The organism is Halomonas salinarum (assembly GCF_012062845.1).
In the GTDB taxonomy this organism is placed as follows: Bacteria; Pseudomonadota; Gammaproteobacteria; order Pseudomonadales; family Halomonadaceae; genus Onishia; species Onishia salinarum.
On the sequence record NZ_WWNB01000002.1, the window covers coordinates 201,061 to 226,904 of the forward strand.

At 62.6% G+C, this 25,844-nt stretch carries 25 protein-coding genes; 12 read left to right on the forward strand and 13 right to left on the reverse strand.

The features are described from left to right. Positions 1 to 14: 14 nt before the first annotated feature. A complete protein-coding gene (locus HF027_RS02445; RefSeq protein ID WP_168012534.1) occupies positions 15 to 260 on the reverse strand; it encodes a DUF427 domain-containing protein in 246 nt (81 codons plus the stop codon). A gap of 283 nt (positions 261 to 543) precedes the next feature. Between HF027_RS02445 and HF027_RS02450 the strand changes: the two genes are divergently transcribed. From HF027_RS02450 to HF027_RS02460, 3 genes are read left to right on the forward strand one after another with little or no spacing between them, the layout of a single operon-like run. After that, positions 544 to 1,335: a pseudouridine synthase gene (locus tag HF027_RS02450; RefSeq protein WP_168012536.1), complete on the forward strand. Its 792-nt coding sequence runs from the start codon at positions 544 to 546 to the stop codon at positions 1,333 to 1,335. After that, the gene (tcdA, locus tag HF027_RS02455; RefSeq protein ID WP_168012538.1) at positions 1,332 to 2,198 is read left to right on the forward strand and encodes a tRNA cyclic N6-threonylcarbamoyladenosine(37) synthase TcdA; all 867 of its coding nucleotides are present in this window, start codon (positions 1,332 to 1,334) and stop codon (positions 2,196 to 2,198) included. Before HF027_RS02450 ends, tcdA begins: the two co-directional genes overlap by 4 nt. Then, complete coding sequence (locus tag HF027_RS02460) at positions 2,185 to 2,421, forward strand: DUF1653 domain-containing protein (protein WP_168012540.1); 237 nt, start codon at positions 2,185 to 2,187, stop codon at positions 2,419 to 2,421. Before tcdA ends, HF027_RS02460 begins: the two co-directional genes overlap by 14 nt. 120 nt (positions 2,422 to 2,541) lie before the next feature. On the opposite strand, the gene bfr is transcribed toward HF027_RS02460, so the two are convergent. From bfr to lptF, 5 genes are all read right to left on the reverse strand, one after another. Then, entirely contained in the window at positions 2,542 to 3,018 is a 477-nt protein-coding gene (gene bfr / locus HF027_RS02465) for a bacterioferritin (RefSeq protein ID WP_168012542.1), read from the reverse strand. Positions 3,019 to 3,268: 250 nt separating this feature from the next. Continuing rightward, on the reverse strand, positions 3,269 to 3,469 hold the full coding sequence (locus HF027_RS02470; protein ID WP_136254066.1) for a (2Fe-2S)-binding protein: 201 nt from the start codon (positions 3,467 to 3,469) through the stop codon (positions 3,269 to 3,271). 237 nt (positions 3,470 to 3,706) lie between these two features. Continuing rightward, positions 3,707 to 4,159: an RDD family protein gene (locus tag HF027_RS02475; protein ID WP_168012543.1), complete on the reverse strand. Its 453-nt coding sequence runs from the start codon at positions 4,157 to 4,159 to the stop codon at positions 3,707 to 3,709. 103 nt (positions 4,160 to 4,262) lie between these two features. Then, positions 4,263 to 5,327 (reverse strand): LPS export ABC transporter permease LptG, encoded by a 1,065-nt coding sequence (gene lptG, locus HF027_RS02480; protein WP_168012544.1) that lies wholly within the window; start codon positions 5,325 to 5,327, stop codon positions 4,263 to 4,265. Continuing rightward, on the reverse strand, positions 5,327 to 6,406 hold the full coding sequence (lptF, locus tag HF027_RS02485; protein WP_168012545.1) for an LPS export ABC transporter permease LptF: 1,080 nt from the start codon (positions 6,404 to 6,406) through the stop codon (positions 5,327 to 5,329). The genes lptG and lptF overlap by 1 nt, the downstream gene beginning before the upstream one ends. Before the next feature lie 210 nt (positions 6,407 to 6,616). Here lptF and HF027_RS02490 point away from each other — a divergent pair, with 210 nt between their 5' ends. The 4 genes from HF027_RS02490 to HF027_RS02505 all read left to right on the forward strand — a co-directional run bounded on the left by HF027_RS02490 (position 6,617) and on the right by HF027_RS02505 (position 13,225). Then, complete coding sequence (locus tag HF027_RS02490; protein WP_168012546.1) at positions 6,617 to 8,140, forward strand: leucyl aminopeptidase; 1,524 nt, start codon at positions 6,617 to 6,619, stop codon at positions 8,138 to 8,140. 137 nt (positions 8,141 to 8,277) lie between these two features. Beyond that, the gene (locus HF027_RS02495; RefSeq protein WP_168012547.1) at positions 8,278 to 9,378 is read left to right on the forward strand and encodes a branched-chain amino acid aminotransferase; all 1,101 of its coding nucleotides are present in this window, start codon (positions 8,278 to 8,280) and stop codon (positions 9,376 to 9,378) included. Positions 9,379 to 9,720: 342 nt separating this feature from the next. Continuing rightward, positions 9,721 to 10,176: a DNA polymerase III subunit chi gene (locus HF027_RS02500; RefSeq protein ID WP_168012548.1), complete on the forward strand. Its 456-nt coding sequence runs from the start codon at positions 9,721 to 9,723 to the stop codon at positions 10,174 to 10,176. Between the two features lie 199 nt (positions 10,177 to 10,375). Then, positions 10,376 to 13,225 carry a valine--tRNA ligase gene (locus HF027_RS02505; RefSeq protein ID WP_168012776.1) on the forward strand — a complete coding sequence of 950 codons (2,850 nt, stop codon included), beginning with the start codon at positions 10,376 to 10,378 and terminating at the stop codon, positions 13,223 to 13,225. Positions 13,226 to 13,454: 229 nt separating this feature from the next. Here the strand turns inward: HF027_RS02505 and HF027_RS02510 are convergent, their stop codons facing one another. Continuing rightward, complete coding sequence (locus HF027_RS02510) at positions 13,455 to 13,907, reverse strand: META domain-containing protein (RefSeq protein WP_168012549.1); 453 nt, start codon at positions 13,905 to 13,907, stop codon at positions 13,455 to 13,457. A 173-nt stretch (positions 13,908 to 14,080) separates the two neighbouring features. Here HF027_RS02510 and HF027_RS02515 point away from each other — a divergent pair, with 173 nt between their 5' ends. Next, positions 14,081 to 14,485: a DoxX family protein gene (locus tag HF027_RS02515; RefSeq protein ID WP_168012551.1), complete on the forward strand. Its 405-nt coding sequence runs from the start codon at positions 14,081 to 14,083 to the stop codon at positions 14,483 to 14,485. 75 nt (positions 14,486 to 14,560) lie between these two features. Here HF027_RS02515 and gloA read toward each other — a convergent pair whose 3' ends face one another. Then, entirely contained in the window at positions 14,561 to 15,001 is a 441-nt protein-coding gene (gene gloA / locus HF027_RS02520) for a lactoylglutathione lyase (RefSeq protein WP_168012553.1), read from the reverse strand. Between the two features lie 261 nt (positions 15,002 to 15,262). Between gloA and HF027_RS02525 the strand changes: the two genes are divergently transcribed. Then, positions 15,263 to 15,796 carry a DNA-3-methyladenine glycosylase I gene (locus HF027_RS02525; protein ID WP_168012555.1) on the forward strand — a complete coding sequence of 178 codons (534 nt, stop codon included), beginning with the start codon at positions 15,263 to 15,265 and terminating at the stop codon, positions 15,794 to 15,796. A gap of 105 nt (positions 15,797 to 15,901) precedes the next feature. After that, positions 15,902 to 16,972 (forward strand): metal-dependent hydrolase, encoded by a 1,071-nt coding sequence (locus HF027_RS02530; RefSeq protein ID WP_168012557.1) that lies wholly within the window; start codon positions 15,902 to 15,904, stop codon positions 16,970 to 16,972. Between the two features lie 200 nt (positions 16,973 to 17,172). Here the strand turns inward: HF027_RS02530 and HF027_RS02535 are convergent, their stop codons facing one another. The 3 genes from HF027_RS02535 to HF027_RS02545 form a co-directional block, all read right to left on the reverse strand. Continuing rightward, on the reverse strand, positions 17,173 to 17,790 hold the full coding sequence (locus tag HF027_RS02535; protein WP_245184447.1) for an FMN-dependent NADH-azoreductase: 618 nt from the start codon (positions 17,788 to 17,790) through the stop codon (positions 17,173 to 17,175). Between the two features lie 147 nt (positions 17,791 to 17,937). Next, positions 17,938 to 18,765, reverse strand: coding sequence for an MliC family protein (locus tag HF027_RS02540; RefSeq protein ID WP_168012561.1), 828 nt, complete (start codon positions 18,763 to 18,765; stop codon positions 17,938 to 17,940). Positions 18,766 to 18,881: 116 nt separating this feature from the next. Next, complete coding sequence (locus HF027_RS02545) at positions 18,882 to 19,070, reverse strand: hypothetical protein (RefSeq protein WP_168012563.1); 189 nt, start codon at positions 19,068 to 19,070, stop codon at positions 18,882 to 18,884. 103 nt (positions 19,071 to 19,173) lie between these two features. Here HF027_RS02545 and HF027_RS02550 point away from each other — a divergent pair, with 103 nt between their 5' ends. Further along, the gene (locus tag HF027_RS02550) at positions 19,174 to 20,088 is read left to right on the forward strand and encodes a LysR family transcriptional regulator (RefSeq protein WP_168012565.1); all 915 of its coding nucleotides are present in this window, start codon (positions 19,174 to 19,176) and stop codon (positions 20,086 to 20,088) included. Here HF027_RS02550 and HF027_RS02555 read toward each other — a convergent pair. Next, on the reverse strand, positions 20,075 to 21,712 hold the full coding sequence (locus HF027_RS02555) for an ATP-binding protein (RefSeq protein WP_245184449.1): 1,638 nt from the start codon (positions 21,710 to 21,712) through the stop codon (positions 20,075 to 20,077). The two genes, HF027_RS02550 and HF027_RS02555, sit on opposite strands and share 14 nt — an antisense overlap. A gap of 2 nt (positions 21,713 to 21,714) precedes the next feature. Further along, positions 21,715 to 22,416, reverse strand: a complete 702-nt coding sequence (locus HF027_RS02560; protein WP_136254082.1) for a winged helix-turn-helix domain-containing protein — start codon at positions 22,414 to 22,416, stop codon at positions 21,715 to 21,717. Positions 22,417 to 22,852: 436 nt separating this feature from the next. On the opposite strand from HF027_RS02560, the gene HF027_RS02565 reads away from it, so the two are divergent. Further along, entirely contained in the window at positions 22,853 to 25,762 is a 2,910-nt protein-coding gene (locus HF027_RS02565; RefSeq protein ID WP_168012567.1) for a ribonucleoside-diphosphate reductase subunit alpha, read from the forward strand. Positions 25,763 to 25,844 lie beyond the last annotated feature (82 nt).

Genomic DNA, 25,844 nt, shown 5'->3' on the forward strand with positions numbered 1-25,844 from the left:
TACCGCGAAGCGGTTTAGTTCAACACCAATAAACGCGCATGCTGCCTTTGCTGGCACGTCCCCTTCGGGTCGATAGTCGCGGTCTCGGGGCGAATCAGCAGGTTCATCCGCAGATCGTGGTGTGGAAGGTACTGCCGTAGCGGGTAGCCGCACTCGACGGCGGAGGTGGTGCCGGCGATCAGGGTGTCGCCGACCCTCACCCGCACCCGACGGTCGTACGGGCGCAGGGTGATGCGAGGCGCGGAGGAAGCCGTTGCCATATGGAGTATCCCTGCGTATGGGCGATGTCATTATGCTGTTGTTAGTTTTCTAGTCTTCAGACTAGCACCGAGGAATGATTTTCTCCTGCGCTGGATCAACGCTTGGGCATGATTCCGTCATCGCGACTCGGCCGCTCCTCGGCGTCGGCCATGAAGCGCTGCCTGTTGCGCTAGGGGAGCCGTCGAACATCTGGGCCGACACCCCGCGCAGGAGCCGCCCGGCGGATGACATCCCCGCGCCGAGCGGCGACAATAGGCGCCCTTTTTCGGCCGCAGTCGTTTCATGTCTACACCGCTTCCCATTCTGTATCAGGACGATGCCCTGGTCGTTATCGCCAAGCCTTCGGGGCTTTTGGTGCATCGCACGGCGCTCGCCCGCGGCGAGACGCGCTTCGCGTTGCAGCTGCTGCGCGACCAGCTGGGTCGCCACGTTTACCCGGTGCACCGCCTGGACCGGCCGACCTCCGGGGTGCTGGTGTTCGCGCTGTCGTCCGAGATCGCGCGTACCCTCGGCGAGGCCTTCGCCGAGCAGCGGGTCAGCAAGCGTTATCTGGCGGTGGTGCGCGGCCTTGGCCCTGAGGCCGAGTGCCTCGACTATGCGCTGCGCGAGGAAGATGGCCGCCGGCCCAAGGCCGAGATGCCGGCAATGGAGGCGGCGACCGAGGTACAGCGCCTGGATAGCGTCGAGCTGCCGGTACGGGTCGATCGCTACCCCAGCGCGCGCTATTCGCTGATGGAGGCGCGGCCGCTGACCGGGCGTCGCCACCAGATCCGTCGTCACCTGTCGCGGCGCGGCTACCCGATCATCGGCGATGCCCGACACGGCAAGGGCAACCACAACCGCTTCTTCAGCGAGAACCTGGACACACACCGGCTATTGTTGGCGGCGGTAGAAATGAACCTTGCGCACCCGGTGACTGGTGATCGCCTGACCGTGAGCGCTGGCCTTGAAGACGACATGACACAGCTCTTCGAGCGCTTCGGCTGGGGCGCCCATTTACCGCAACATGGCCACCGCTTCGAAAAGGCCGATAGCCAATCGTCAACGACTCACGCAGCGATACCGACACCATGACCGACACTGATCCCACTTCCTTGGATGGCGACTACGACTTCCGCTTCGGCGGCATCCGGCGCCTCTATGGCCAGCGCGCCGCCGCGCACTTTCGCCATGCCCATGTGGTGGTGGTTGGCGTTGGCGGTGTGGGTAGCTGGACGGTGGAAGCCCTGGCCCGGGCCGGCATCGGCAAGCTGACGCTGATCGATCTCGACGATGTCTGTGTCTCCAACATCAACCGTCAGCTGCATGCGCTGGATGGCACCATCGGCCGGCCCAAGGTGGAGGTGCTGGCCGAGCGCTGCCGGGCGATCTCACCGGAGATCGAGGTGATCGCCGACACGGCCTTCGTGACCCCGACCAACCTGGCGCAGCGCATTCCCGCCGATGCCGATCATGTGGTCGATGCCATCGACAGCGTGATCGCCAAGGCGGCGCTGATCGCCTGGTGCAAGCGGCGCAAGATTGGCCTGACGGTCACCGGTGCCGCCGGCGGCCAACTGGACCCGACCCGCATCCGCACCGCCGACTTGAGCCGCACCGAGCATGACCCGTTGCTTGCCAAGGTGCGCGCCCGGCTGCGCCGCGATTACGGCTTCTCGCGTAATCCCAAGCGCCGCTTCAGCGTCGAGTGCGTGTATTCCGACGAGCAGCTGGTCTATCCCGGCGCCGACGGTGAGGTCTGTCATACCAAGCCAAGCGACGGCGAGAGTACCCGCCTGGATTGCGCCAGTGGCTTTGGCGCTGCCACCTTCGTTACCGGCGCCTTTGGCTTTGCCGCCGCGGCCCGGGTAATGGCGCGGCTCGCTCGCCAGGCCACCCGTAACCATGACACGGCCACCGCCCTGTCCTCAGAGGAGTCTCGTGATGATCGCTCATGAACCACCGCGCCCGGTGCCGGGTATCTATGTCCACTACAAGGGCGCTCGCTATGAGGTAATGGGCGTGGCCCAGCACAGCGAGACCGAGGAGGCGCTGGTGGTCTACCGGGCGCTCTACGGCGACTACGGCCTGTGGGTCAGGCCGCTTACGATGTTCTGCGAGAGCATCGAGGTGCAGGGCGAGCCGGTGCCCCGTTTCGCCCTGGAGAAGGCGTTCGACTGAGCCGGCGCTGAACCTCGCACCCGAGGTGCTCCCCGAACCTATCCCCAAAGTTCTCCCCTAAGCTCTCCCCTAAAACACGAAAGGCGCCCCGCGGGGCGCCTTTCGTCGTCAGAGGGTGGTTCAACCCGCCTTGTGCATCTGCTTTTGCAGGTAGTTCTGGATGCCCACCGCGTCGATCAGACTCAGCTCGGTCTCGAGGTGATCGATGTGCTCTTCCTCGTCGTCGAGGATCTTCTGGAACAGATCGCGGCTGGTGTAGTCGCGAACCTGCTCACAGTGAGCGATGGCGTCCTTGAGGTCGGTGTGCGCCTTGTGCTCGAGCTTGAGATCGCACTCGAGCATTTCGCGGGTGTTTTCACCGATCATCAACTTGCCGTAATCCTGCAGGTTGGGCAGCCCCTCGAGGAAGAGAATGCGCTCGATCAGGGTATCGGCGTGCTTCATCTCCTCGATGGATTCGTCGTACTCCCACTTGCCCAGCACCGCCAGACCCCAGTCCTGATACATCTTGGCATGCAGGTAGTACTGGTTGATGGCTACCAGCTCGTTACCGAGCACAGTATTGAGATACTGGATGACCTTGGCATCACCTTTCATTACAACTCTCCCGAAGCGGGGTTTGCCGGTGGCGGCAAACACTCAAACACTGGGACAGTACAGGCTGCCCCACAAAGTTGTGAGTATCGCCCAGAAAAGGCAGAAAGTCGAATCAGGACAATGTGTTAAAGGGGAATGGCTGCCAACTGAGAAGGTCATGCGATAGCGAGCGATTGCGCCTCGCAGTGAGCGTGAGCCAGGTGAGAAAAGAGTGCAGGATCAGGAAGTTCCCCCAACCTCCTGACCGCCCTCAGACAGCATAAGCCAGATCTGCCGAGAGCATTTCTTCGGCGATAGCATCGTGGGTGATGGCCTTGGCCATGCAGGCACACTTGCCACATTGGGTTGCACATTCGGTGTGCTCACGGACTTCGCGCCAGCTACGGGCACCGTCACTGACGGCATTGCGAATCATCCGATCGGATACGCCCTTGCAAAGACATACGTACATCACATCACCTCGCTATCGGCTATGTGATGAATGTAAATGATTCGCATAGAGCATTGCAACAAAATACTGTCGCCAATCGTAACGATCGATGCGCTTTTTGTTAGTCCTTTCGTATTAGCCCCTCGCCACCCCGCTGCGGGCCCCTTTCACCGCTGCTCGTCACGACTTCTCATCACCGCCGCTCGCCAAACCTCAACGAGCTTGAGCGAGCACCGATCTGACGGTATGGGCCTGCCGCTAGGCTTTCTTCTTTTCCGCCTTGGGCACGACAACCACCCGCGAGCGCGAGGCGATGTCCGACCAGCCGCGACGTTCGCCGTCGATCAGAATCCACCAATAGCCGAGGCCCAGCAGCGCATAAGATATGCCCGCTGCAATGAAGCGCATCAGGCACTGAGGCAGGGTCAGGGATAGCCCCTCCGGCGTCTCGACGCGCAGCCGCCAGGCCTGCATCCCCAGTGTCATGCCGCCACGCATCCAGAAGAAGGCGAAGAAGGCGAAGGTGGCGACGAACAGTAGGCTATGGAAAAGCGGCGAGGTATTGGCCTCGCCGTCGTTGAGCGCCACCGCGAGGAAGCCGAGCAGCATCCAGATGGCCATCAGGATCAGGGCATCATAGATCATCGCACCGAGGCGACGGCCAAGGCCGGCCGGCCAGGTCTGATCAAGGTGGGAAAAACGCTTCTGCATGAGTACTCCTCAGCACGCCTCACAGCCCCTCAGCACGCCTAACAGAGGAGAGCGGGCCGTGATGTAAAAAAGAACCTGCATTGAAGGGCCGCCACGCGCTCGGCTAGCCGCTGCGACGCAACAGGTAGAGCCCCAGTACCGTGCATAACAGCGTCGGCCCCAGCACCGCCCACACCGGCGAGAAGCCAAACACCGTCGATGCCGGCGCCAGCAGGTCCTGTAGGTACTTGAAGGAGAGACCGGTGATCACCCCGTAGAAGACACGCGTACCCGCGGCCACCGTGCGCAAGGGGCCGAACACGAAAGACGCCGCAATCAGCACCAGCGAGCCAAGCGTCAGCGGCAACAGCATCTTCTGCCAGAAATACAAAAGCGGCTGGGTCGCCTGCTGCCCCTGACTCTCGAGATAGTTGGCGTAAGCCCAGAGCTCGCTGGGCGCCTGGCTGTCGACGTCGCGCAGCAGGCGATTGAGTTGCTCGGGTGTCAGGTCAGTCTGCCATTGCAGCCGATCATGATGCTCGACCTCGGTACGATCCTCGAAGAAGCGGGTGAGATCCACGTCCATGAGCACCCAATGATCCTCTTCCCAGACCGCCTGGGAGGCGTACATCGCCACCACGAGCTCGCGATCATCGAAGCGGTAGCGCGTCAGGTCGAGCACCGTGTCATCGGCGCGGATGGCGCCAAAGCGATAAACGCTTTCGCCCTCCCGCTGCCAGCCGCCCCGTTCGGTAACAAGGGTCCCCTCGCCCTGCATCTGCTCGAGGCGCCAGGCATTGGCAAACTGCTCGGTACGCGGGCTCACGAACTCGGCAATCAAAAGAAGAATCGCCACGATCAGGATCACCGGCTTCATCACACCCCATAAGATGCGAACCAGTGAGCGGCCAGCCGCGCGCATCACGGTCAACTCATTGCTTGTCGCCATGCTGCCAAGACCGATCAGGGAACCGATCAGCACCCCCACCGGGGCATACTGGTAGAAGCGATAGGGCAGTCGCATGATCAGGTAAAGCAGCACGTCGAAGGCACCGTAGTTACCTTCGACATCGCCCAGATCATTGATATAGGTGATGACAAGGTCGAGACCCAGCAGCACCACCTGCACCACGACAATGGCCGCCAGCACATTGCGCGCGATATAGCGGTCGAGACGATCGAGCACCATTATTTCACCCCCGCCAGCCGCGAGCGACGCAGCAACCACAAGCCAATAATCAGAAACGTCAGGTGGATGGGCCACATGCCGACGTTAACCGGCAAGCTGCCCTGGGCGATGGCATCCTTGGCGGTGAGCAACAGGCTTAGATAAGCAATGTGCAAAAAGATCGCCGGCAAGAGCTTACCGAAGCGCCCCTGGCGTGGGTTGACCTTTGACAATGGCTGAGCGATCAGCGTCAACACCAGCACCATCAGTGGCATCGATACGCGCCACTGCAATTGCGCCATGGCCGGGGGCGTGCCGCTCGCCAGCAGCTCGCGCGTGCTTGAGAGCTCAGGGTCTTCAGCGGCACGCGAGGTACTGTCTGTCGAGAGGCGCACCGCATAGGTCTCGAAGGCCAATCGCTCGGCGATCGGGTTCCCGGGGTCGACGCTATAGCGCAGGCCATCGCTTAACACCAGAAAGCGACTGCCGGTCTCCTCGTCGCGAGTCTGATAGCCCTCGGCGGCACGCGTCACCACATTGCCAGGCGTACCGTCGCTGCGGCGCTGACGCTCGCTGATGAACACCTCCTGCATCCGCGTCTGATCGTCGTTGAAGGACTCGGTGTAGGCGGTACGGCCATTGCCGAAATCCTGGAAACGCCCCGGCGCCAGGGCGCCGAAGTCGAGTCGACTCTTCTGTTCCTCGATCAGCGTCTCGTTGTGCTCGGCGCCGGCAGGGGTCAGCCACAGGCTGCACACGCCAACCATTACCGCGACCAGCGCGGCCGGCAGCAGGCTGATCTTCAGCAACCGGTTGGGGCTCATGCCACAGGCCACCAGCACGGTGATCTCGCTGTTCAGGTAGAGCTGACCGTAGGCCAGCAGGATGCCGAGGAAGAAAGACAGCGGCAGAATCAGCTCAAGGAAGCCCGGCAGATGAAAGAGCATCAGGGTGCCGAGGATGCTGACGGGGATCTCGCCGTCGGCAGCGTTGGTAAAATAGCGGATGAAACGACTGCCCATGATCACCAACAGCAGCACGCCGGCCACGGCGGCCATGGTCTGCAGGATCTCGCGGGTCAGATAACGAAAAATGATCAAGACGGTCTCCCGTGTCTCCCGGCAGGCCGCATCGACTGGCGACACATGCCTGTGCTGGCGCCGGCTTCCCGCGCGGCGTGCCTGGGTGCCGTAGGCGCTGCGCCCAATGCAATGCGCCACGGCATTGCGTACACTGGGGTATCGCCCACGGCACACCCGGCCGTGCCGGCATTATCCAGAATCCCCCTTCGCTTGTCTTGTGGAGACGCCATGGAATTCCCTGTTCAGACGGCCAACCCGGCCAAGACCGAAACGGCCTGCTTCGTCCTTCCGGTATTCAAGGACGGTGACCTGCTCTCGGCCGCCGCCAAGCTCAACGATGCCAGCGAGCGCCTGATCGGCCAGCTGATTGAGCGCGGCGACTTCACCGCCGACCTCGGTCGCGTGCAGATGGTGCCCTTCGCACCCGGCCTCAATGCCGACCGCCTGCTGCTGGTCGGCATGGGTGAGCGTGACAAGTGCAATGAAAGCGGCTTCCGCAAGGCGCTGGACGCCACCTTCGCCGCCCTCGCCGAGCTGCCGATCAGTGAAGCAAGCGTCGCCCTGACCGACGTGCCGGTCCCGGACCGCGATACCGCCTGGAAGGCGCGCATGATCAGCGAAGCTGCCGTCCGCAGCATCTATCGCTTCACCGAGTTCAAGTCATCCCCCGCCCCGGCGCCGCGGATCGAGCAGGTAACCCTGCAGCTCAGCGAGAGCAGCGACGCGGACAAGGCCAAGGAAGGTGTGCGTATCGGCGCCGCCGTCGGCGAAGGCATGAACTACACCCGTACCCTTGGCAACCTGCCGGGCAACATCTGCACGCCACGCTATCTGGCCGACCAGGCCGAGAAGCTGGCGACAGAGTCCAAGGGCGCGCTCAGCACCGAGATTCTCGACGAGGAAGCCCTGGAGGCCCTCGGCGCCCATTCGCTGCTCTCTGTCGGTCGCGGTAGCGAAGAGCCTTCGCGCCTGATCGTCATGAAGTATCAGGGCGCAGATGACCCGGACGAAGCGCCCCATGTGCTGATCGGCAAGGGCATCACCTTCGATAGCGGCGGCATCTCGCTGAAGCCCGGCGCCGGCATGGACGAGATGAAGTATGACATGGGCGGTGCCGCCAGCGTGTTCGGCACCGTCAAGTCGACGCTTGCCATCAAGCCCAAGATCAACCTGGTGGCGATCGTCGCCTCCGCCGAGAACATGCCCGATGGCCGCGCCACCAAGCCCGGTGACATCATCAAGACGCTCAAGGGGCTGACGGTCGAGGTGCTCAACACCGACGCCGAGGGCCGTCTGGTGCTATGCGACGCCCTGACCTACGCCGAGCGCTTCGAGCCGGCAAGCGTCATCGATATCGCCACCCTGACCGGTGCCGTCATCATCGGGCTTGGCCACCATGCCACCGGCCTTCTGTCCAACGACGATGACCTGGCGCTTGATGTGCTGGACGCCGGCCAAACCTCCTGGGACCGCGCCTGGCATCTGCCGCTGTGGGACGAGTATCAGGAGCAGCTCGATTCCAACTTCGCCGACCTGGCCAACATCGGCGGTCGTCCGGCGGGCACCATCACCGCTGGCTGCTTCCTGTCACGCTTCGCGGACAAGTTCCCCTGGGCGCACCTGGACATCGCCGGTACCGCCTGGGAGTCCGGCAAGAACAAAGGGGCCAGTGGCCGCCCGGTCGGTCTGTTGACCCAGTATCTGCTCGATCGCGAAGTCGAGCTGGCTGAGGTCGTCACCGACAACGACTGAGGCTTCGCATCGCCCTGGCGGCGTGCTAGCGTTTAGACATTGCGGGCCGGGATTTCCCGGCCCGCTGTGTTTGTCATGAAACCCCGTTTCTCGATCACGATCAGGCCCCGCGTGCCTGCTGCTATGGAGACCCTCCCGTGACCCCTTCAGGCTTCGACGTTCGGCCCAATGCTAACCCCACGGCCTCTCAGATCCGCGACGACATTCTAGAGAGCCCCGGGTTCGGTCAGCATTTCTCCGACCACATGGCCCACGTGCGCTGGACCGAAGACGCCGGCTGGCACGGCAACGAAGTACGCCCCTACGGCCCGCTGACCCTCGACCCGGCCGCCGCCGTGCTGCACTACGCCCAGGAAATCTTCGAGGGCATCAAGGCCTACCGCCATGCCGACGGCTCGGTATGGACCTTCCGTCCGGAGAAGAACGCCGAACGCTTCCGTCGCAGCGCACGGCGTCTGGCGCTGCCTGAGCTCGACGACGAGACCTTTATCGGCTCGCTGAAGGCCCTGTTGTCAGTGGACAGCGACTGGGTGCCGACACCGGCCCATGAAGGTGAGGAATCGAGTCTCTACCTGCGCCCCTTCATGATCGCAAGCGAAAGCTTCCTCGGCGTGCGCCCGTCCAAGGAAGTCGATTACTACGTGATCGCCTCCCCGGCGGCGGCCTACTTCAAGGGCGGCGTGGCGCCGGTGTCGATCTGGCTGTCCTCGAACTACAAGCGCGCCGCCCCCGGCGGCACCGGCTTCGCCAAGTGCGGCGGCAACTACGCCGCATCACTGGCCGCCCAGAAGGAAGCCGCCAGCCATGACTGCAGCCAGGTCGCCTTCCTCGACGCTGTCGAGAACAAGTGGGTCGAAGAGCTCGGCGGCATGAACCTGTTCTTCGTCTACAAGGACGGGCGCATCGTCACCCCGCGGCTCACCGACACCATCCTCGAGGGCGTAACGCGCAGCTCCATCCTCGAGATGGCCGCCGACGAGGGCCTGACCCCGGAAGAGCGTGCCATCAGCATCGACGAGTGGCGCGAGGGCGCGGCCTCCGGCGAGATCACCGAGGTCTTCGCCTGTGGTACGGCGGCGGTGATCACCCCGGTGGGCGAACTGGTGACCGAGGACGACACCATTCGTCTGGCCGGTGACACCGGCAACCCGATCGCCAAGCGCCTGCGCAGCCAGCTGCTCGACCTGCAGTACGGTCGTCGCGAGGATAAGCGCGGCTGGATGACCCGCCTGGCTTGAGCCTCAGCCACCACCCTCCCGAGGCTCAGGTGTCGATTGGGGGTGGTGGTCTGTCCGGCGGCAGGGCTCCGGTGAGAGCTCCGTGAGGGCGCTGTGAACCCGTCCCTGGGCGCTACTTTTGCCATCCATGGCAAAAGACCCTCACATCGCCCTCCCCTGAGCCCGCCTCGCCGCCCAGGCTGCTCCTTTGCCTCCCAAGACTCCGAGATAAAACGCCGACGAGCGAAGGCCAGACAAGGCAAAAATCGGCGAAAGAACGGAGTTTACTGGTTGTTAAATGAGTATCTTGAGCCGATTTTTAACGCCGTATGGCCAAGCGCAGTCCGTTTTAGACGGAGTCTCATGACCCAGATCGATTTCTACATTCTCCCCGACACCACCCTCGATGCCCGGCTGGGCTTCGCCTGCCGGCTCGCCGAGACCATCCATCGCAAGGGCTTCCGGCTGCATCTGCACGCCGAAAACGAGGCCATGGCCCAAGACATCGACGACCGGCTATGGACCTTCAAGCCCGAGAGCTACCTTCCCCATGCGCTGGTCGGCAGCGATATGGCCGCCACGGTGCCGGTGACCATCGGCTGGCAGGGGCCGCCGGACCCGGCCCGGGAGATGGCCCCCGACATGGCCATGCTCAACCTGCATCCGGAGATTCCCGAGTGGTTCTCGCGCTTCTCCCGGGTCGCCGAGATCATCAACCAGCACCAGGACGTGCTGACCGCCAAGCGCGAGTGCTGGCGGGTCTACAAGCAGCGCGGCTATCCGGTCACCCCTCATCACCTGCCAGCCCAGGGCAACTGACGGCATCCAGCGTCACGTTGCCGTCCGTTATCCCGCCAACGTGCCACGGCCCTGGCGAGGCCGGTCGACGGTCATGACGCGAGCGCCCCGGCAGGCTATAATCGTGCCCATTTTTCGCGTCTTCCTCGCCGATCTCGACCTAGCGCGGTCAGGCGTCGCGCCTCATTTCAGGCAGCACTTCTTTCAGGCAGAGTTTGCAATGGACAAGACCTACCAACCCGAACAGATCGAAACCCGCTGGTATGAGCGCTGGGAAGCCGACAACCGCTTCGCGCCTTCCGGTGAGGGGCAGCCCTTCTCGATCATGATTCCGCCGCCCAACGTGACCGGCAGCCTGCACATGGGTCATGCCTTCCAGGACACCATCATGGACACCCTGACGCGCTGGAAGCGGATGCAGGGCAACAACACCCTGTGGCAGGTAGGCACCGACCACGCCGGCATCGCGACGCAGATGCTGGTCGAGCGCAAGCTCGCCGCCGAGACAGGCCAGACGCGCCATGATCTGGGCCGCGAGGACTTCACTAACAAGATCTGGGAGTGGAAGCAGGAATCCGGCGGCCACATCACCCGCCAGCTGCGCCGCATGGGCGCCAGCGTCGACTGGAGCCGTGAGCGCTTCACCATGGATGACGGCTTCTACAAGGCGGTACAGGAAGTCTTCGTGCGCCTCTATGAAGAGGACCTGGTGTATCGCGGCAAGCGTCTCGTCAACTGGGACCCGACCCTGCACACCGCGATCTCCGATCTCGAAGTCGAGAACCGCGAGCAGCAGGGCCAGTTCTGGCACTTCCGCTATCCGCTGGCCGATGGCGTGACCACCGATGACGGCCAAGATCATCTGATCGTCGCTACCACCCGTCCCGAGACCCTGCTCGGCGATACCGGTGTCGCGGTCAACCCTCATGACCCGCGCTTCGCCTCGCTGATCGGCAAGTTCATCGATCTGCCGCTGGTGGGCCGGCGCATCCCTATCGTTGCCGACGAACACGCCGACATGGACAAGGGTTCGGGCTGCGTGAAGATCACGCCGGCGCATGACTTCAACGACTATGAAGTCGGCAAGCGCCAGGGCCATCTGCTGATCAACGTGATGACCCAGGACGCCAAGATCCGTGAACAGGCCGAGATCTTCGACCTGCTGGGCCGTCCGCAGCCGGATGAGGATGCCAGCCTGCCGGCCGCCTATGCGGGGCTCGACCGCTTCGCCGCCCGCGAGGCGCTGGTCGCCGACATGGAGGCCGCGGGTCTGCTCGAAAAAGTCGAGGCCGTCACCAACACCCTGCCCTACGGCGACCGCTCGGGCGATGTCATCGAACCCCTGCTGACCGATCAGTGGTTCGTGGCCGTCGAGGAGCTGGCCAAGCCGGCCATCGCCGCGGTCGAGAACGGCGACATCGAGTTCGTGCCCAAGAACTACGAGAACATGTACTTCGCCTGGATGCGCGACCTGCAGGATTGGTGCATCTCCCGCCAGCTGTGGTGGGGCCATCGCATCCCGGCCTGGTATGACGCCGATGGCCGCGTCTACGTCGGCCGCACCGAGGCTGAGGTGCGCGACAAGCACGACCTCGGTGGCGATGTGGCGCTTACCCAGGACGAAGACGTGCTGGACACCTGGTTCAGCTCGGGGCTCTGGACCTTCGGCACCCTCGGCTGGCCCGAACAGACCCCGGAGCTTGCCACCTTCCACCCGTCGAGCGTGCTGGTCACCGGCTTCGACATCATCTTCTTCTGGGTCGCCCGGATGATCATGATGACGCTGAAATTCACCGACGAGGTGCCCTTCAAGAAGGTCTACGTCCACGGCCTGGTGCGCGATGGCCAGGGCCAGAAGATGTCCAAGTCCAAGGGCAACGTGCTCGACCCCATCGACCTGATCGACGGCATCAGCCTCGATGATCTGGTCGAGAAGCGTACCGGCAACATGATGCAGCCGCAGAAGGCCAAGGCGATCGCCAAGGCCACCCGCGCCGAATTCAGCGAGGGCATCGAGCCCCATGGCACCGATGCGCTGCGCTTCACCTTCCTGTCTCAGGCCACCACCGGGCGCGACATCAAGTTCGACATGGGCCGCCTGGACGGTTACCGCAACTTCTGCAACAAGCTGTGGAACGCCTCGCGCTACGTGCTGATGAACGCCGAGGGCCAGGACACGGGGCTCGACCCTCAGGCAGAGATCGAGCTATCGCTTGCTGATCGCTTCATCATCTCGCGCCTGCAACAGACCGAGGCTCAGGTTACCAAGGCGCTTGAGGAATTCCGTTTCGACCATGCTTCCCAGGCGCTCTACGATTTCGTCTGGAACGAGTACTGCGACTGGTACCTGGAGCTTTCCAAGCCGGTACTGTGGGACGAAACCGCCAGCGACGCCGCCAAGCGTGGCACCCGCCGCACCCTGGTGCGCGTGCTGGAAGCCATCCTGCGCCTGGCGCACCCGATGATGCCTTTCATCTCCGAGGAGATCTGGCAGAGGGTCGCCCCGCTTGCCGGCATCGACACCGCGGCCTCGCCCTCGATCATGACCCAGCCCTGGCCCGTGGCCGAGGACGCCAAGATCGACGAGCAGGCGACTCGCGACATCGAGTGGCTGAAAGGCGTGATCATCGCCGTGCGCAACGTCCGCGCCGAGATGAATATTCCACCCGGCAAGACCCTCGACGTGCTGCTGACCAAGGGCAATGCCGGCGACCGCGAGCGTCTGGAGGCCAATCGGCGGTTCCTTGCGAAGCTCGCCAAGCTCGAGAGCGTCAGCTGGCTCGACGACCCGGCCGACGCACCGCTGTGTGCCACCCAGCTGGTCGGCGAGATGGAAGTGCTGGTGCCGATGGCCGGCCTGATCGACAAGGAGGTGGAACTCGCGCGCCTGGCCAAGGAGATCGAGAAGCAGGACAAGCTGATCACCGGCACCGAGAAGAAGCTCGGCAACGAGAGCTTCACCGCCAAGGCCCCCGAGGCCGTGGTGCAGAAGGAGCGCGACAAGCTGGCTGACTTCAAGGCGGCCCGCGCCCTGCTCGCCGAGCAGCGCGACAAGATTGCCGCGCTTTAAGCACTTGATGCCACCCGGGGCCGTGGCTGAACACGCGGCTCCGGTACCGGTCGGAAAGCCTATGGTCAGGGTCAGGGACTGGGGTTTAAGTATCGGCCCCGCTGCTCGCCAGAATCCTGGCCGCAGCTGATGCTCCCATCAACGACAACGCCGCCCCAGGGGGCGGCGTTGTCGTATCCGATCCCCTGACGGGTGATCGTATGGCGCTGACTTTGTCAGACTGACGCTATCAATTGGCGCGCCTGAAGCCACCCAGCACTCTGCTGTCGCGTCCGAAAAGCACCAGCCGGTCATGATCGATCAGGTAGCGGTAGGCGCCGCTCAGCATGGCATCGACCCGTTGTGCATCATCGCCATGGGGACATGCCATGCGCGTCGAGGCGAGGTTCTCGACGATGAAGCGATTGCCGCTCTCAAGGTGCAGCTCACCGGTGATACGGTTACACCCGTTGCTGCCTACCAGGCGCAGTTCGCCGCCCTGGCGCACTGCCTCGAAATAGGGCGTATTCGCGTGATCCCAGCGCTCGTTCGTGCCCAGCAGCAACAGGTTCCAACGCGGCCCAATCACCGGCGACGCTTCTGTGGCTGTCGCACTATCCTGATCGTAGTCCGGCGCGGGAGCGCTACTGCAGCCCGCCAGCAGGCCCGTTAGTACGGCGCCTATCAACCATCCCTTGCGCATATTGGCTCCTTCTGGTCCGTCACTTGCTCATTCATTGGGTTGGAAAACCGTCGCGGTCGCTTCACAGGGACTCTTGTATACTGGCCATAGCTGCCTCGCAAGACGCCGTGCGAACAAATCGAAAAGCACGAATCGAACACTCAAGGGATGATCGACAGACAAGGAGAGACTCCATGCTTAACGCCCTCCACAACGACGCCGTCGGCAAACTGATCCTGCGTATCGCCGTTGGCGGTCTGATATTGCTTCACGGCTTCGCCAAGCTGACCCACCCGGAAACCATGAGCTGGATCAGCGGCCTGCTTGATGGCTACGGCTTGCCGCGGTTTCTGGCCTATGGCGTGCTGATCGGCGAGATCGTCGCCCCGGTGATGGCCATCGTCGGCTGGCAGACCCGGCTGGCGGGTCTGCTGATGGCCGGCAACATGTTGGTGGCCTTCGTGCTGGTGCATACCGGCGAGTTGTTCACATTGAGCGACAGCGGTGGTTGGGCACTGGAGCTACAGGGTATGTTTCTTGCCGGCAGCCTGGCGCTGATCTTCCTCGGCAGTGGTCGCCTGGCGATGCGTCCGGACTGATTCGTCTGGACCGACTCGCACGGCCTGGTTCGCAAAGACCAGGCCGTGCGGGACAGGTCATGAACACCCCCTGTCTTACCAGCTGCCGGTGTTTTCCATCGACGCCCACGGCTCCTTGGCCGGCAGCGCATCGCCCGCCTGCAAGAGCTCGACGGAGATGCCGTCAGGGCTCTTCACGAAGGCCATGTGACCATCGCGGGGTGGCCGGTTGATGGTCACCCCATTGGCTTGTAAATGCTCGCAGAGGGCATAGATATCATCGACACGGTAAGCCAGATGACCGAAGTTGCGCCCACCGGTGTACTCCTCGGGGTCCCAGTTATGGGTCAACTCGATCATCGGCGCGCGATCCTCGCGAGCCCGGGTCTCATCGTCTGGTGCGGCGAGAAATACCAGCGTGAAACGCCCCTTTTCGCTGTCCTTGCGGCTGATCTCGGTGAGCCCCAGCAGATCGCAGTAGAAATGCAACGAGGCATCAAGGTCACTGACCCGAACCATGGTGTGAAGATATTGCATCGACCTTTCTCCTGGTAACGAAATGCACAAGACAATGTACGACGATCAAAAGGATCGACGAAACGCGTATCATCGATGCCTGTCCCCTAACACTCAGGCCTTTATCCTGAACCGATGAGGGCAAGCGACAAGACGTTGAGACAGCCGCGCGCTAAACGGCATTAGCTAAACGACGCTGATCTGAACGACGCTGACCTGAACGACGCTTAGTTGAACAACCTGAGTTGAACGACCCAGAGCTGAAAGACCACAGGAGCCCTCTTGGCTGATTACTGCGACCTGGCGCCCGGGCATCCGTTCCATGGGCCCTACCACGACCACGATTACGGCTTTCCGGTCGAGGATGACGCGACTTTGTTCGAGCGACTGGTGCTTGAAATCAACCAGGCGGGGTTGTCATGGCTGACCGTGCTCAAGAAGCGCGAGGCCTTTTTCGAGGCCTTCAGAGGCTTCGATATCGACCGGGTCGCGGCCTTCGATGATGATGACAGGGCGCGACTGCTAAGCGATGCCAGCATCATACGCAACCGCCTGAAGGTCGACGCGGCGATCCACAATGCTCAGGTGGTCCAGCAGCTTCAGCAGGAATACGGCAGCTTTCGTGCCTGGCTCGACGCCCATCACCCTCGCCCCCACGGCGACTGGGTGAAACTCTTCAAGCGTACATTCCGCTTCACCGGCCCCGAGATCGTCAACGAGTTTCTGATGAGTACCGGCTACCTGTCCGGCGCCCACCGCGACGACTGCCCGGTGCAGGCCCAGGTGCTGGCGGCTGCTCCGCCCTGGGCGCGCTGAACGCCTTCTGCCCCGCGGCCTTGCCTCAACATGCTACACACAGCTTATCCACAGCCACGTGGCTTACCCAACCGCTCGCCGCGAGCGCTTAACGAGGTGTCATAAATGGACTCAGTCACCCAGATGCTGCTCGGCAGCGCGGTCGGCGGAACCGTGCTCGGGCGACAACTCGGCCGCAAGGCGGTCATCGGCGGCGCCCTGCTCGGCACCTTGCCCGACCTTGATGTGATGATCGACTTCGGCGATGCCGTGGCCGACTACACCTACCATCGCGGCTTCAGCCATTCACTGTTCGTGCTGGCAGGCCTTGCCGGGCTACTCTCAGTGCTTACTGCAAGGCTTACGCGCTGGCGTGCCGGGGGTGTTACCTCGATCACACTCGGCCACTGGTGGCTCTTTTTCACCCTCTGCCTGCTGACACACCCCTTGCTGGACGCTTTCACTACCTACGGCACCCAGCTCTGGTGGCCACTGACCACGCCGCCGGTCAGCTGGGCCTCGATTTTCATCATCGACCCGCTCTACACCCTGCCTCTGCTGGTAGCAGCGCTGGTGAGCCTGGTCGGCGGCCGGGTGTTGACGCCAAGCAGAATAGGGCTGGCCCTGTCTTGCGCCTACCTGGCCTTCGGCCTGGTCGCCAAAACGATCATCGATGACCGGCTGGCCCCGGTGCTTGCCGAACGTGGCCTTGAGGACGCCCCGCGTCTGGTTCAGCCCACGCCCTTCAATACCCTGCTGTGGCGAGCCACTGTCATCGATGGCGAGGTCTACCATGAGACGCTGGTCAGCCTTCTTGACGATACCGCACCCCGACTCGAGACCTTCCGGCGCGGGACAGAGCTCGAAGAGGCGGCCCTGGCAACCGTCGACGGGGCGCGACTGAGCTGGTTCGCTGGCCCCTTCCTTCGCTATGACCGCCGGGAACTGAGCGGTGATACCACGCTGATCGCGACCGACCTGCGCCTCGGTTTTCCCGGCTTTCATCCCTTTACCTTCACGCTTGCCAAGCGCGAAGGAAGCGACTGGCAGCCGGTAGCAAGCCGGCAACTCGAAGAAGCGTCTCGCGATACCCGACAGGCACTCGACCATTTGGCCCGCCGGGCCCTGAATCAGGCGCCGCTTTGCCTCGGCGACTATGTGGCCAAGTCCCTGGCTATCGAGACCCGCAGCTGCTGATGCTGAAGTAGCGCGCTTCCGGGCTCTCATCATGCAGCGTGACGAGACTGGAGCCGCGCGTTCGTTACCCCGGGATATAAAACACCATGTCACATAACGCATGAAAAAAGCTCGGCCCCGACAATCGTCGGGGCCGAGCTCATTTCAACCATTGCGTACAGACTCAACGGGACACGTTCTGTCGAGGTGTCAGCCAAATACTAGAAACGCTCGATGTAGCTGTCGATGGCCTGGTGCGCTTCCTTCATGGTAGCGGCGGCATGCTTTTCGCCCATGGCCAGACCTTCGGCGAAGATCATTTCCACGTCGCTGATGCCCATCAGGCCAAGCATCGACTTGAGGTGCGGCGTCTGGGAATCCATCTCGGTGCCCACGTACTGGCCGCCACGGGTGGTCATCACTAGGGCACGCTTGCCCTCGACCAGGCCTTGCGGGCCGTTTTCGGTGTAGCGGAAGGTCTGGCCGGAACGCAGGATGCGATCGAACCAGGCCTTGAGCTGAGAGGGAATGCCCAGGTTGTAGAGCGGGACCGCCAGCACCAGAACGTCATGCTCAAGCAGCTCTTCAATCAGTTCATCGGAGCGCTTGAGCAGTTCGGCCTGCTTGGCACTGCGCTCGGCGCTATCCGTGCCCCAGCTGGATAGCTCATCGATATCCAGGTGCGGCAGTTCGTTAGCTACCAGATCGCGCTCGGTCACCGTGACATCATCTCGCCCCTCGAGGCTCTGCATGAAATGGCCGGCCAGCGCACGGGACTGGCTGTTATCGCCGAGAATGGAAGAGGTGACGACAAGTACCTTGGTGGATGAGGCGGTCATGAGCATCTCCTTGAAAGCAGGGGTGTTAATCGGTAAGGCCCATTTTAGATGCACGCCATGACATGAAAAGCGCAAAAATACGCGTCTTCCATGCGATAAAATAGAATGAATCCTCACCCACCCTGGCTAGCGTCTGTGCGCGTTGCTTCAGGGGGCAATGCCCTGCCCACAGCCGTGATAGGTCTCTCCATCAACCTCGAGCGTCACCCGCACCGGAAAGGGCTTGCCACTCATGCTGTCAAAGCAGGCCCGCGCGTCGAGCTCCAGCTTGAAGGGCGTATCGGCGCGACCGCTGGCAAGCGTCACACGCCCCCGCTCGTTGTCCAGCGAGGTGACACGATAAGGCGCCTCGATTTCACGCTCGCCGTAGTCGAGCAGCAGCGCCAGGCGCGGGGCATCGTGGGCCAGCCGTACCGTCCAGCCGGGCTCATTGCCACGACCGTGGAACATCACGCCGGGTCGCTGAGCACGGGTCAATGCCGCACGCGTCTGGTCGCGCTCACACTCGAGGCGGCCGCGGTCGCTTTCCACCATGGCCGTTTCCCCCTTCTCCCAGAAGCTCAGGTCCCCCTTCACATAGCGACTGCCGGAGGCAACCACCGCTGGCGTCAGCCGATAGGCATCATAGGCCGACCACAGCCGTAACTCCCCCTGCGGAAAGGCCGTAACCAGATCCTGGGCCGGCATGCAGCGCCAGGCTTCGAAGCGCTCGGCATCGCCCGCGAAGAAGGCCGATGGCATCAGCGGCGCCTTGGTCGCATCGCTTGCCTTGGTCGCATCGTCCTTTTCCGTGTCCGGGGACGTGCTGACATCGCTGACGGTGGGCGGTGTCTGGTCAAGCGAAGGGGTGCCGGCACAGCCGGCAAGCAGCGCGCTCAGGCCAAGCGCTATCGCCGGCAGAGAGCGGGATACCCCGCGGGGTGTGAAAGCAGATACGGCGGCGCCAAAAGGTGCAGAGCGAGACAGCAAGGGCATACAACCTCCTTGTCGGTTGAAAAGTCCTGATCGAATAATGCCTGATCGGCTCAAGCATAACAGGGGCCGGCTCCCTTGGCGCCGCCCCCTGCATGGCGATGGCGTGCAGTCACCGCTCAGCCATCGTGGCGGCGCAACAGCACCTGGGCGTAGACGGACAGGACGGCCTCGAGTGCCGCCTGGTCGATAGCGTGATTCCAGTAGGCGTCGGTGGCTTTCTTCAGTTCGCGGTCGGGCCGATCCGTGGGTAGCCGAGAAGATAGGCCAGCGCCATGGTTATTCCTGTGCGCAATTAAGAGATACACTTAACAATGCATTCGCCATAAGCGATGAAGGCGGTCTCGCTGGCCACCACGGGTGAACCAAACTAAATTATCTAATCTACAACATGAAAAGCGCTCACACCTCATGCTGGAACTCCGTCACCTTCGTACCCTGATAGCCCTGCGTGATGCCGGCTCGCTGGTGGAAGCCGCCGAGCGCGTTCACCTGACCCAGTCCGCGCTATCCCATCAGCTCAAGGATCTCGAGGAACGCCTGGGCAACCCGCTGTTCCTGCGCAAGACCCGCCCCGTGGAGTTCACCCGCGCTGGCCAGCGACTGCTGGCGCTGGCCGAGCAGATTCTGCCCGAGGTGCGCATGGCCGAGCGGGACCTGGCGCGACTCGCCGGCGATGAGCGTGGCCGACTGCACATGGCCATCGAGTGTCATAGCTGCTTCCAGTGGCTGATGCCGACCATCGACTATTTCCGCGATCACTGGCCCGAGGTCGAAGTCGATATCCCCAGTGGCCACAACTTCGACCCGCTGCCGGCATTGGCCCGGGAACAGCTCGATCTGGTCATCACCGCGGACCCGCAGCCACTATCCGGCGTGCACTATGAGCCGCTGTTTCGTTATGAGGGGCTGCTGGCGGTGGCCAAGCAACATCGCCTGGCCGGCAGGGCCTGGATAAAACCGGAAGAGCTCGTCGACGAGACCCTGATTACCTATCCGGTGGAACATTCGCGTCTGGATGTCTTTACCCAGTTCCTCGACCCCGCCGGCCTGCGGCCGCGCGAAGTACGCACCGCCGAGCTGACCATCATGATGATGCAACTCGTGGCCAGTGGACGCGGCGTCTGTGCGCTGCCCAGCTGGGCACTGACGGAATACCTGGAACGCGACTATGTGCGCGGCGTGGCGCTGGGCGAGCAGGGCATGTGGAGCACGCTGTTCGCGGCAATCCGTGAGGACAGCCGCGATGCACCCTGGATGGAAGATTTTCTGCGCACCGCGCGCGAGACCTCGTTCGCGGTGCTTGAGGGCATCAAGCCGGCGTGACATCGGCCTGTTTGAGCGGCAGCAGCAGACTGAAGCGTGCGCCGCCGAGACGTGGGCTATCGTCGACCATCACGCTACCGCCGTGCCAGAGCATGACCTTGTGGACAATCGACAAGCCCAGGCCATAGCCGCCGGAGCGCCGGGTGCGGCTGTCGTCGAGCCGCGCGAAGGGCTTGAAGATTTCTTCTCGCTCGCCGACCGGCACACCAGGACCGTCATCCTCGATATCCAGCCGGGCCACCTGACCGTCGTCGCCAAGACTCACCCGGACCTCACCATTGGCGTGCCGGCAGGCATTGGCGACCAGGTTCTGCAGTGCCCGCTGTAAATAGCGAGGATCGGCCACGACCTCGACAGGCGGCCCCGGCATCACGCGCAGTACCAGTTTGGCATGCAGCGGTGCGAGGGCCTCGACCACATTGTCGGCCAGCGCCCGGCAATCGATCAGCTCGGCCTCCTGCAGCACGCCCTGGGCGTGGTCATTGCCGAGCTTGGCGTAGGTCAGGATCTCGTCGATCAGACCGTCGAGTTCCTCGATGTCACCGTCGATACCGGAGAGCTGACGCCGTACCGGCGCGCTGTCGGTCATGTCCTCGACCATCTGCACGGCAAAGCGAATACGTGCCACCGGGGTGCGCAATTCATGCGATACCGCACGAATCATTTCCTGCTGAGCGCGCAGCAGTGACTGCACCTGGGACGCCATGCCGTTGAAGGCCATGCCGACCCGCCCCAGAAAGTCCCCGCTCTCGACCTTGACCCGCGTGTTCAGGTGACCGCAGGCGATGCGTGTGGCGGCCTGCTCGAGGCGTGCCATACGTGACTCCACGCCTCTCACGATCAGGTAGATGATGCCCGCCAGCACACCGAGCATGGCGACCAGCAACGACAGGGATAACGACATCGACATCGGTTCGAACGCCGCCAACGGTCCCACCTCGACCCACTGAGTACTTCCGTCGGCGTTAGGTAGGCGCAGATAGAGTGTCATTGCCCAGCGCTGAGGTAGCAGGCGAATGACGACCTCGGTATCACGCAGCCGGGCAATCTGGGCAGGCGGGAGATCGTCGGGGGGCGTATCGGAAAGCCGTGCCTCAATCACAGGACTATTGAGACGTTCCAGGCGCTCCTGGCGAGCCTCGCCCTCGACCTCGGACAGCCACTCCCCGAGTTGGCGTGCAAGCCCCATCAGCTGCTGTTCGGAGAGACTCTCGAGTTCGGCGCGCAGCATCCAGGGTTCGCCCGGCAGCTGACGGTATAACTGCCAGCCCTGGCCATTGAGCTCCTCGACCAGCGTGCGACCGCTCTCGAGGCTGGTGCGCTGAAAGAAATTGAGCGGGTAGTTGCGACGATCGTGAAGACTGAGCGTCATCGACAGCTGCTCGCTCTTGCGGGCCAGCCAGACATCGCGTTGCGACAGCGGCATGGCCGCCAGCTGAAGCGAAAGCAGCGTCATCGGCGCCTCCGCCAGCTGCTCGCTGTAGTGATCGTGGCGAACCTTGTCGACCAGGGCGAACGTCGACAGGGCCAGCGCGAAGGTCAGCACCAGTGCCAGCGCCAGCCATACGTAGACCCTCAGGAAGGCACTGTCGGCCAGCGGCCTCGGCAACAGGCGGGAGAGCACCGTCAGCTATCCTTGACGAACAGGTAACCCTTGCTGCGAACCGTCTTGATACGGTGCGGCTGATTCGGGTCGTCACCGACCTTGGGCCGAATACGCGATACGCGCACATCAATGGAGCGATCCTGGCCGTCGTACTTGATGCCGCGCAACTGAGAGAAGATCTCCTCCCGCGTCAGCACCCGCCCGGCATTGCTTGCCAGCAGCCACAACAGATCAAACTCGGCACTGGTTAGATCAATGCGTTCGCCGTCGAGCCAGGCCTCGCGAGTGGCGCTATCGATCTCCAGGTTATTGAAGGTCAGACGCCCTTCCCCGGTCGGCACACTGACATCGGTGCGGCGCATCAACGCACGCATGCGGGCCAGCAGCACCCGCGGCTGTACGGGCTTGGGCACATAGTCATCGGCACCCATCTCGAGCCCCAGCACCTGATCCATGTCATCGGTACGGGCGGTCAGCATCAGGATCGGACCGTCGTAATCTGGCCGAGCGCGCCGACATATCGACAGACCATCCTCACCGGGCAGCATCAGATCGAGTATCACCAGATCTGGCTGCAACTCGACGATCTTGTCGACCCCTTTAGCCCCATCGGCTTCTACCGTCACGGTGAAGCCGTTGGCCTCAAGATAGTCTCGCGTGAGCTCCGCGAGCCGCTCGTCGTCCTCGATGATCAGGACATGATCGTGGTCATTGCTTAGCACGCTCTCGCTCGCTCCTCATTGACGTCCGGTGACGGTCATTGTCATTCGATAATGTATATCAGGCCCATGGTACCGCAGCCAATGCCATTTTTGGCTGTCTATGAGCCTGATTGGATAATGAATAATATCTAATGTTAACGCCAGCAACCGCTCTGGGATGCGGACTTCAACGCAGCACGTTTTCTCTCCCAATTCAGGCACAAGATACCCACAGGTTATCCACTTGATGAAAGCTCTCGAGCACACTATCTTGTGCTGCATATTGGAAACGACACAAGATGGTGTGCACCTAGCAATTCAGAGCACCACTGTCAAACTACGCTGTCCAATCAGTGTGGCCCCCGGTTTTGCCCAGTGTTGAGCGTTGTTCAGGCCACCTTGTTCAACCTCCTGGGTTCCTCTCATCCATCACTTACCGCTAGGAAGACACGGCGCCATGGATACAACGCTCTCCCCCGGCAACTCGTCCGTCAACGTGACCGCCCCTCAGCAACTGCGGGTGATCAAGCGCAACGGCGATGTCGCCCCCTTCGATGCCAGCAAGATCGCTGTCGCCATGTCCAAGGCGTTTATCGCTGTGGAAGGCGACAACGCCGAGGCCTCTTCGCGCATCCGCGATTTCGTGACCCAGGCCTCAGATGCCATTTGCGACGCCTTCCTGCGTCGCATGCCCGACGGCGGCACCCTGCACATCGAAGACATCCAGGACCAGGTCGAACTGGCGCTGATGCGTGCCGGTGAGCAGAAGGTCGCCCGCGCCTATGTCCTGTACCGCGAAGAGCATGCCCGGGCCCGTGCCGCTGCCGGCGGCGATATAGAGAAACCCCATCCGAGCCTCAACGTGACCCTGCCTGATGGCAGTGTACGTCCGCTGGATCTTGGCCGCATCGAAACCCTGGTCTATGAAGCCTGCTCGGATCTCCCCAATACCGAGCCGCAGAAGATCGTCGATGATTCGGTGCGTAACCTCTATGACGGTGTAAGCAGCGACGGCGTCTCCCAGGCGTTGACCATGACCGCCCGCACGCTGGTCGAGAAGGACCCGAGCTACACCTACGTCACCGCTCGCCTACTGCAGGACAGCATCCGCCGCGAAGCACTTTCCTTCCTGGGTGTGGCCGAGGAAGCCACCTATGGCGACATGGCCGAGCTCTATGCGCCGGCCTTCAAGGCCTATATCGCGCGCGGCATCGAATTTGAGCAGCTCGACGAAGCGCTGGCTGATTTCGACCTGGATCGCCTCGGTGCGGCACTCGACCATACCCGCGACAACGCCTTCACCTATCTGGGCCTGCAGACCCTCTACGACCGCTACTTCATCCACCGTGACGAGGTACGTTACGAGCTGCCCCAGGTGATGTTCATGCGCGTCGCCATGGGCCTTGCGCTCAACGAAGACGACCGCGAAGCGCGGGCCATCGAGTTCTACGAGCTGCTCTCAAGCTTCGACTACATGGCTTCCACGCCAACCCTGTTCAACTCCGGCACTCAGCGCAGTCAGCTTTCCAGCTGCTACCTGACCACCGTGCCCGACAACCTGGACGGCATCTACGGCGCGATCCGCGATAACGCCATGCTCTCCAAGTGGGCCGGCGGTCTCGGCAATGATTGGACGCCAGTTCGCGCACTGGGTTCCTACATCAAGGGCACCAACGGCAAATCTCAGGGCGTCGTGCCCTTCCTCAAGGTGGTCAATGACACCGCCGTTGCCGTCAATCAGGGTGGCAAGCGCAAGGGCGCGGTCTGTGCCTACCTCGAGTCCTGGCACCTGGACGTCGAGGAATTCCTCGAACTGCGCAAGAATACCGGTGACGATCGTCGCCGCACCCACGACATGAACACCGCCAACTGGGTGCCGGACCTGTTCATGAAGCGCGTCTTCGACGATCAGGAATGGACGCTGTTCTCACCGGCCACCTGCCCGGACCTGCACGACCTATACGGCGCCGCCTTCGAGAAGCGCTATCAGGAATACGAAGAGATGACCCGCAACGGTCAGCTCAAGCTCTTCAAGCGGGTCAAGGCCAAGGACCTGTGGCGCAAGATGCTGTCGATGCTGTTCGAAACAGGCCATCCGTGGATCACCTTCAAGGATCCGTGCAACCTGAGAAGCCCGCAGCAGCATGCCGGCGTCGTGCACAGCTCCAACCTGTGCACCGAGATCACCCTGAACACCAGCGTCGACGAGATCGCGGTGTGCAACCTGGGCTCGGTCAACCTCGCGCAGCATATGACCGACGGCAAGCTCGATGACGAGAAACTGAAGAAGACCGTGCGCACCGCCGTGCGGATGCTCGATAACGTCATCGACATCAACTACTACGCAGTGCCGCAGGCCAAGAACTCGAACTTCAAGCACCGTCCGGTGGGGCTTGGCATCATGGGCTTCCAGGATGCGCTGTACGCCCATGGCATCGCCTACGCGTCCCAGGACGCCGTCGAGTTCGCCGACCACTCCATGGAGCTGGTCAGTTATCACGCCATCGAGGCCTCTTCTGACCTCGCCGCCGAGCGTGGCCAGTACCAGAGCTATGAAGGCTCGCTGTGGAGCCAGGGCGTGCTGCCGATCGACTCCATCGAGAAGCTCAAGCAGGAGCGCGGCGAGAAGTACATCGAGGTCGACACCTCCATGACCCAAGACTGGGACCGCATCCGCCAGAAGCTGGCTGACCAGGGCATGCGCAACTCCAACGTCATGGCCATCGCCCCGACCGCGACCATCTCCAACATCTGTGGCGTGTCGCAGTCGATCGAGCCGACGTACCAGAACCTGTTCGTGAAATCGAACCTGTCCGGCGAGTTCACGGTGGTCAACTCCTACATGGTCAATGACCTCAAGGAACGCGACCTGTGGGACGAGGTGATGATCAACGACCTCAAGTACTACGATGGCAGCGTACAGCCGATCGACCGTGTGCCGGCCGATCTCAAGGCCCGCTACGCCACCGCCTTCGAGGTCGAGCCCAAGTGGCTGGTGGAAGCCGCTTCGCGTCGCCAGAAGTGGATCGATCAGGCGCAGTCGCTGAACCTCTACATCCAGGGCGTATCCGGCAAGAAACTCGATGTGACCTATCGCATGGCCTGGTTCCGCGGTCTCAAGACCACCTACTACCTGCGTGCGCTGGGTGCCACCTCGGTCGAGAAGTCCACCGTCGATCGCGGCAACCTCAACGCCGTCGGCAACGGTAGCGAGCCGTCGCCACAGCCCGAGGCGGCGCCGGCGCCGTCCGCTCCTCAACCGGAAGCACGCGGCGTCGACGACTTCCTGAGCGGCAAGAGCGGCAGCGGTTCGCGTGCCCCGACCGCCGGCGAGATCGATGAACTGGGCTGCGAGGCCTGCCAGTAACGGCGCGCCCCGCGACGCCAAGTGTCATTAACATTCAAGACCGGAAGGCCTACATAGCCGCCTTCCGGCCCCACGACACATA

Excerpts from the sequence above, each read along its gene's own strand:
- bfr (WP_168012542.1), bottom strand. The coding sequence starts at position 3,018 with ATGAAAGGTGATGCCAAGGTCATCCAGTATCTCAATACTGTGCTCGGT.
- gloA (WP_168012553.1), bottom strand. The coding sequence starts at position 15,001 with ATGCAATATCTTCACACCATGGTTCGGGTCAGTGACCTTGATGCCTCG.
- HF027_RS02530 (WP_168012557.1), top strand. The coding sequence starts at position 15,902 with ATGGACTCAGTCACCCAGATGCTGCTCGGCAGCGCGGTCGGCGGAACC.
- HF027_RS02450 (WP_168012536.1), top strand. The coding sequence starts at position 544 with ATGTCTACACCGCTTCCCATTCTGTATCAGGACGATGCCCTGGTCGTT.
- HF027_RS02565 (WP_168012567.1), top strand. The coding sequence starts at position 22,853 with ATGGATACAACGCTCTCCCCCGGCAACTCGTCCGTCAACGTGACCGCC.
- HF027_RS02540 (WP_168012561.1), bottom strand. The coding sequence starts at position 18,765 with ATGCCCTTGCTGTCTCGCTCTGCACCTTTTGGCGCCGCCGTATCTGCT.
- HF027_RS02445 (WP_168012534.1), bottom strand. The coding sequence starts at position 260 with ATGGCAACGGCTTCCTCCGCGCCTCGCATCACCCTGCGCCCGTACGAC.
- HF027_RS02550 (WP_168012565.1), top strand. The coding sequence starts at position 19,174 with ATGCTGGAACTCCGTCACCTTCGTACCCTGATAGCCCTGCGTGATGCC.
- HF027_RS02515 (WP_168012551.1), top strand. The coding sequence starts at position 14,081 with ATGCTTAACGCCCTCCACAACGACGCCGTCGGCAAACTGATCCTGCGT.
- lptG (WP_168012544.1), bottom strand. The coding sequence starts at position 5,327 with ATGGTGCTCGATCGTCTCGACCGCTATATCGCGCGCAATGTGCTGGCG.
- tcdA (WP_168012538.1), top strand. The coding sequence starts at position 1,332 with ATGACCGACACTGATCCCACTTCCTTGGATGGCGACTACGACTTCCGC.
- HF027_RS02490 (WP_168012546.1), top strand. The coding sequence starts at position 6,617 with ATGGAATTCCCTGTTCAGACGGCCAACCCGGCCAAGACCGAAACGGCC.
- HF027_RS02475 (WP_168012543.1), bottom strand. The coding sequence starts at position 4,159 with ATGCAGAAGCGTTTTTCCCACCTTGATCAGACCTGGCCGGCCGGCCTT.
- HF027_RS02470 (WP_136254066.1), bottom strand. The coding sequence starts at position 3,469 with ATGTACGTATGTCTTTGCAAGGGCGTATCCGATCGGATGATTCGCAAT.
- HF027_RS02510 (WP_168012549.1), bottom strand. The coding sequence starts at position 13,907 with ATGCGCAAGGGATGGTTGATAGGCGCCGTACTAACGGGCCTGCTGGCG.
- HF027_RS02500 (WP_168012548.1), top strand. The coding sequence starts at position 9,721 with ATGACCCAGATCGATTTCTACATTCTCCCCGACACCACCCTCGATGCC.
- HF027_RS02460 (WP_168012540.1), top strand. The coding sequence starts at position 2,185 with ATGATCGCTCATGAACCACCGCGCCCGGTGCCGGGTATCTATGTCCAC.
- HF027_RS02505 (WP_168012776.1), top strand. The coding sequence starts at position 10,376 with ATGGACAAGACCTACCAACCCGAACAGATCGAAACCCGCTGGTATGAG.
- HF027_RS02535 (WP_245184447.1), bottom strand. The coding sequence starts at position 17,790 with ATGACCGCCTCATCCACCAAGGTACTTGTCGTCACCTCTTCCATTCTC.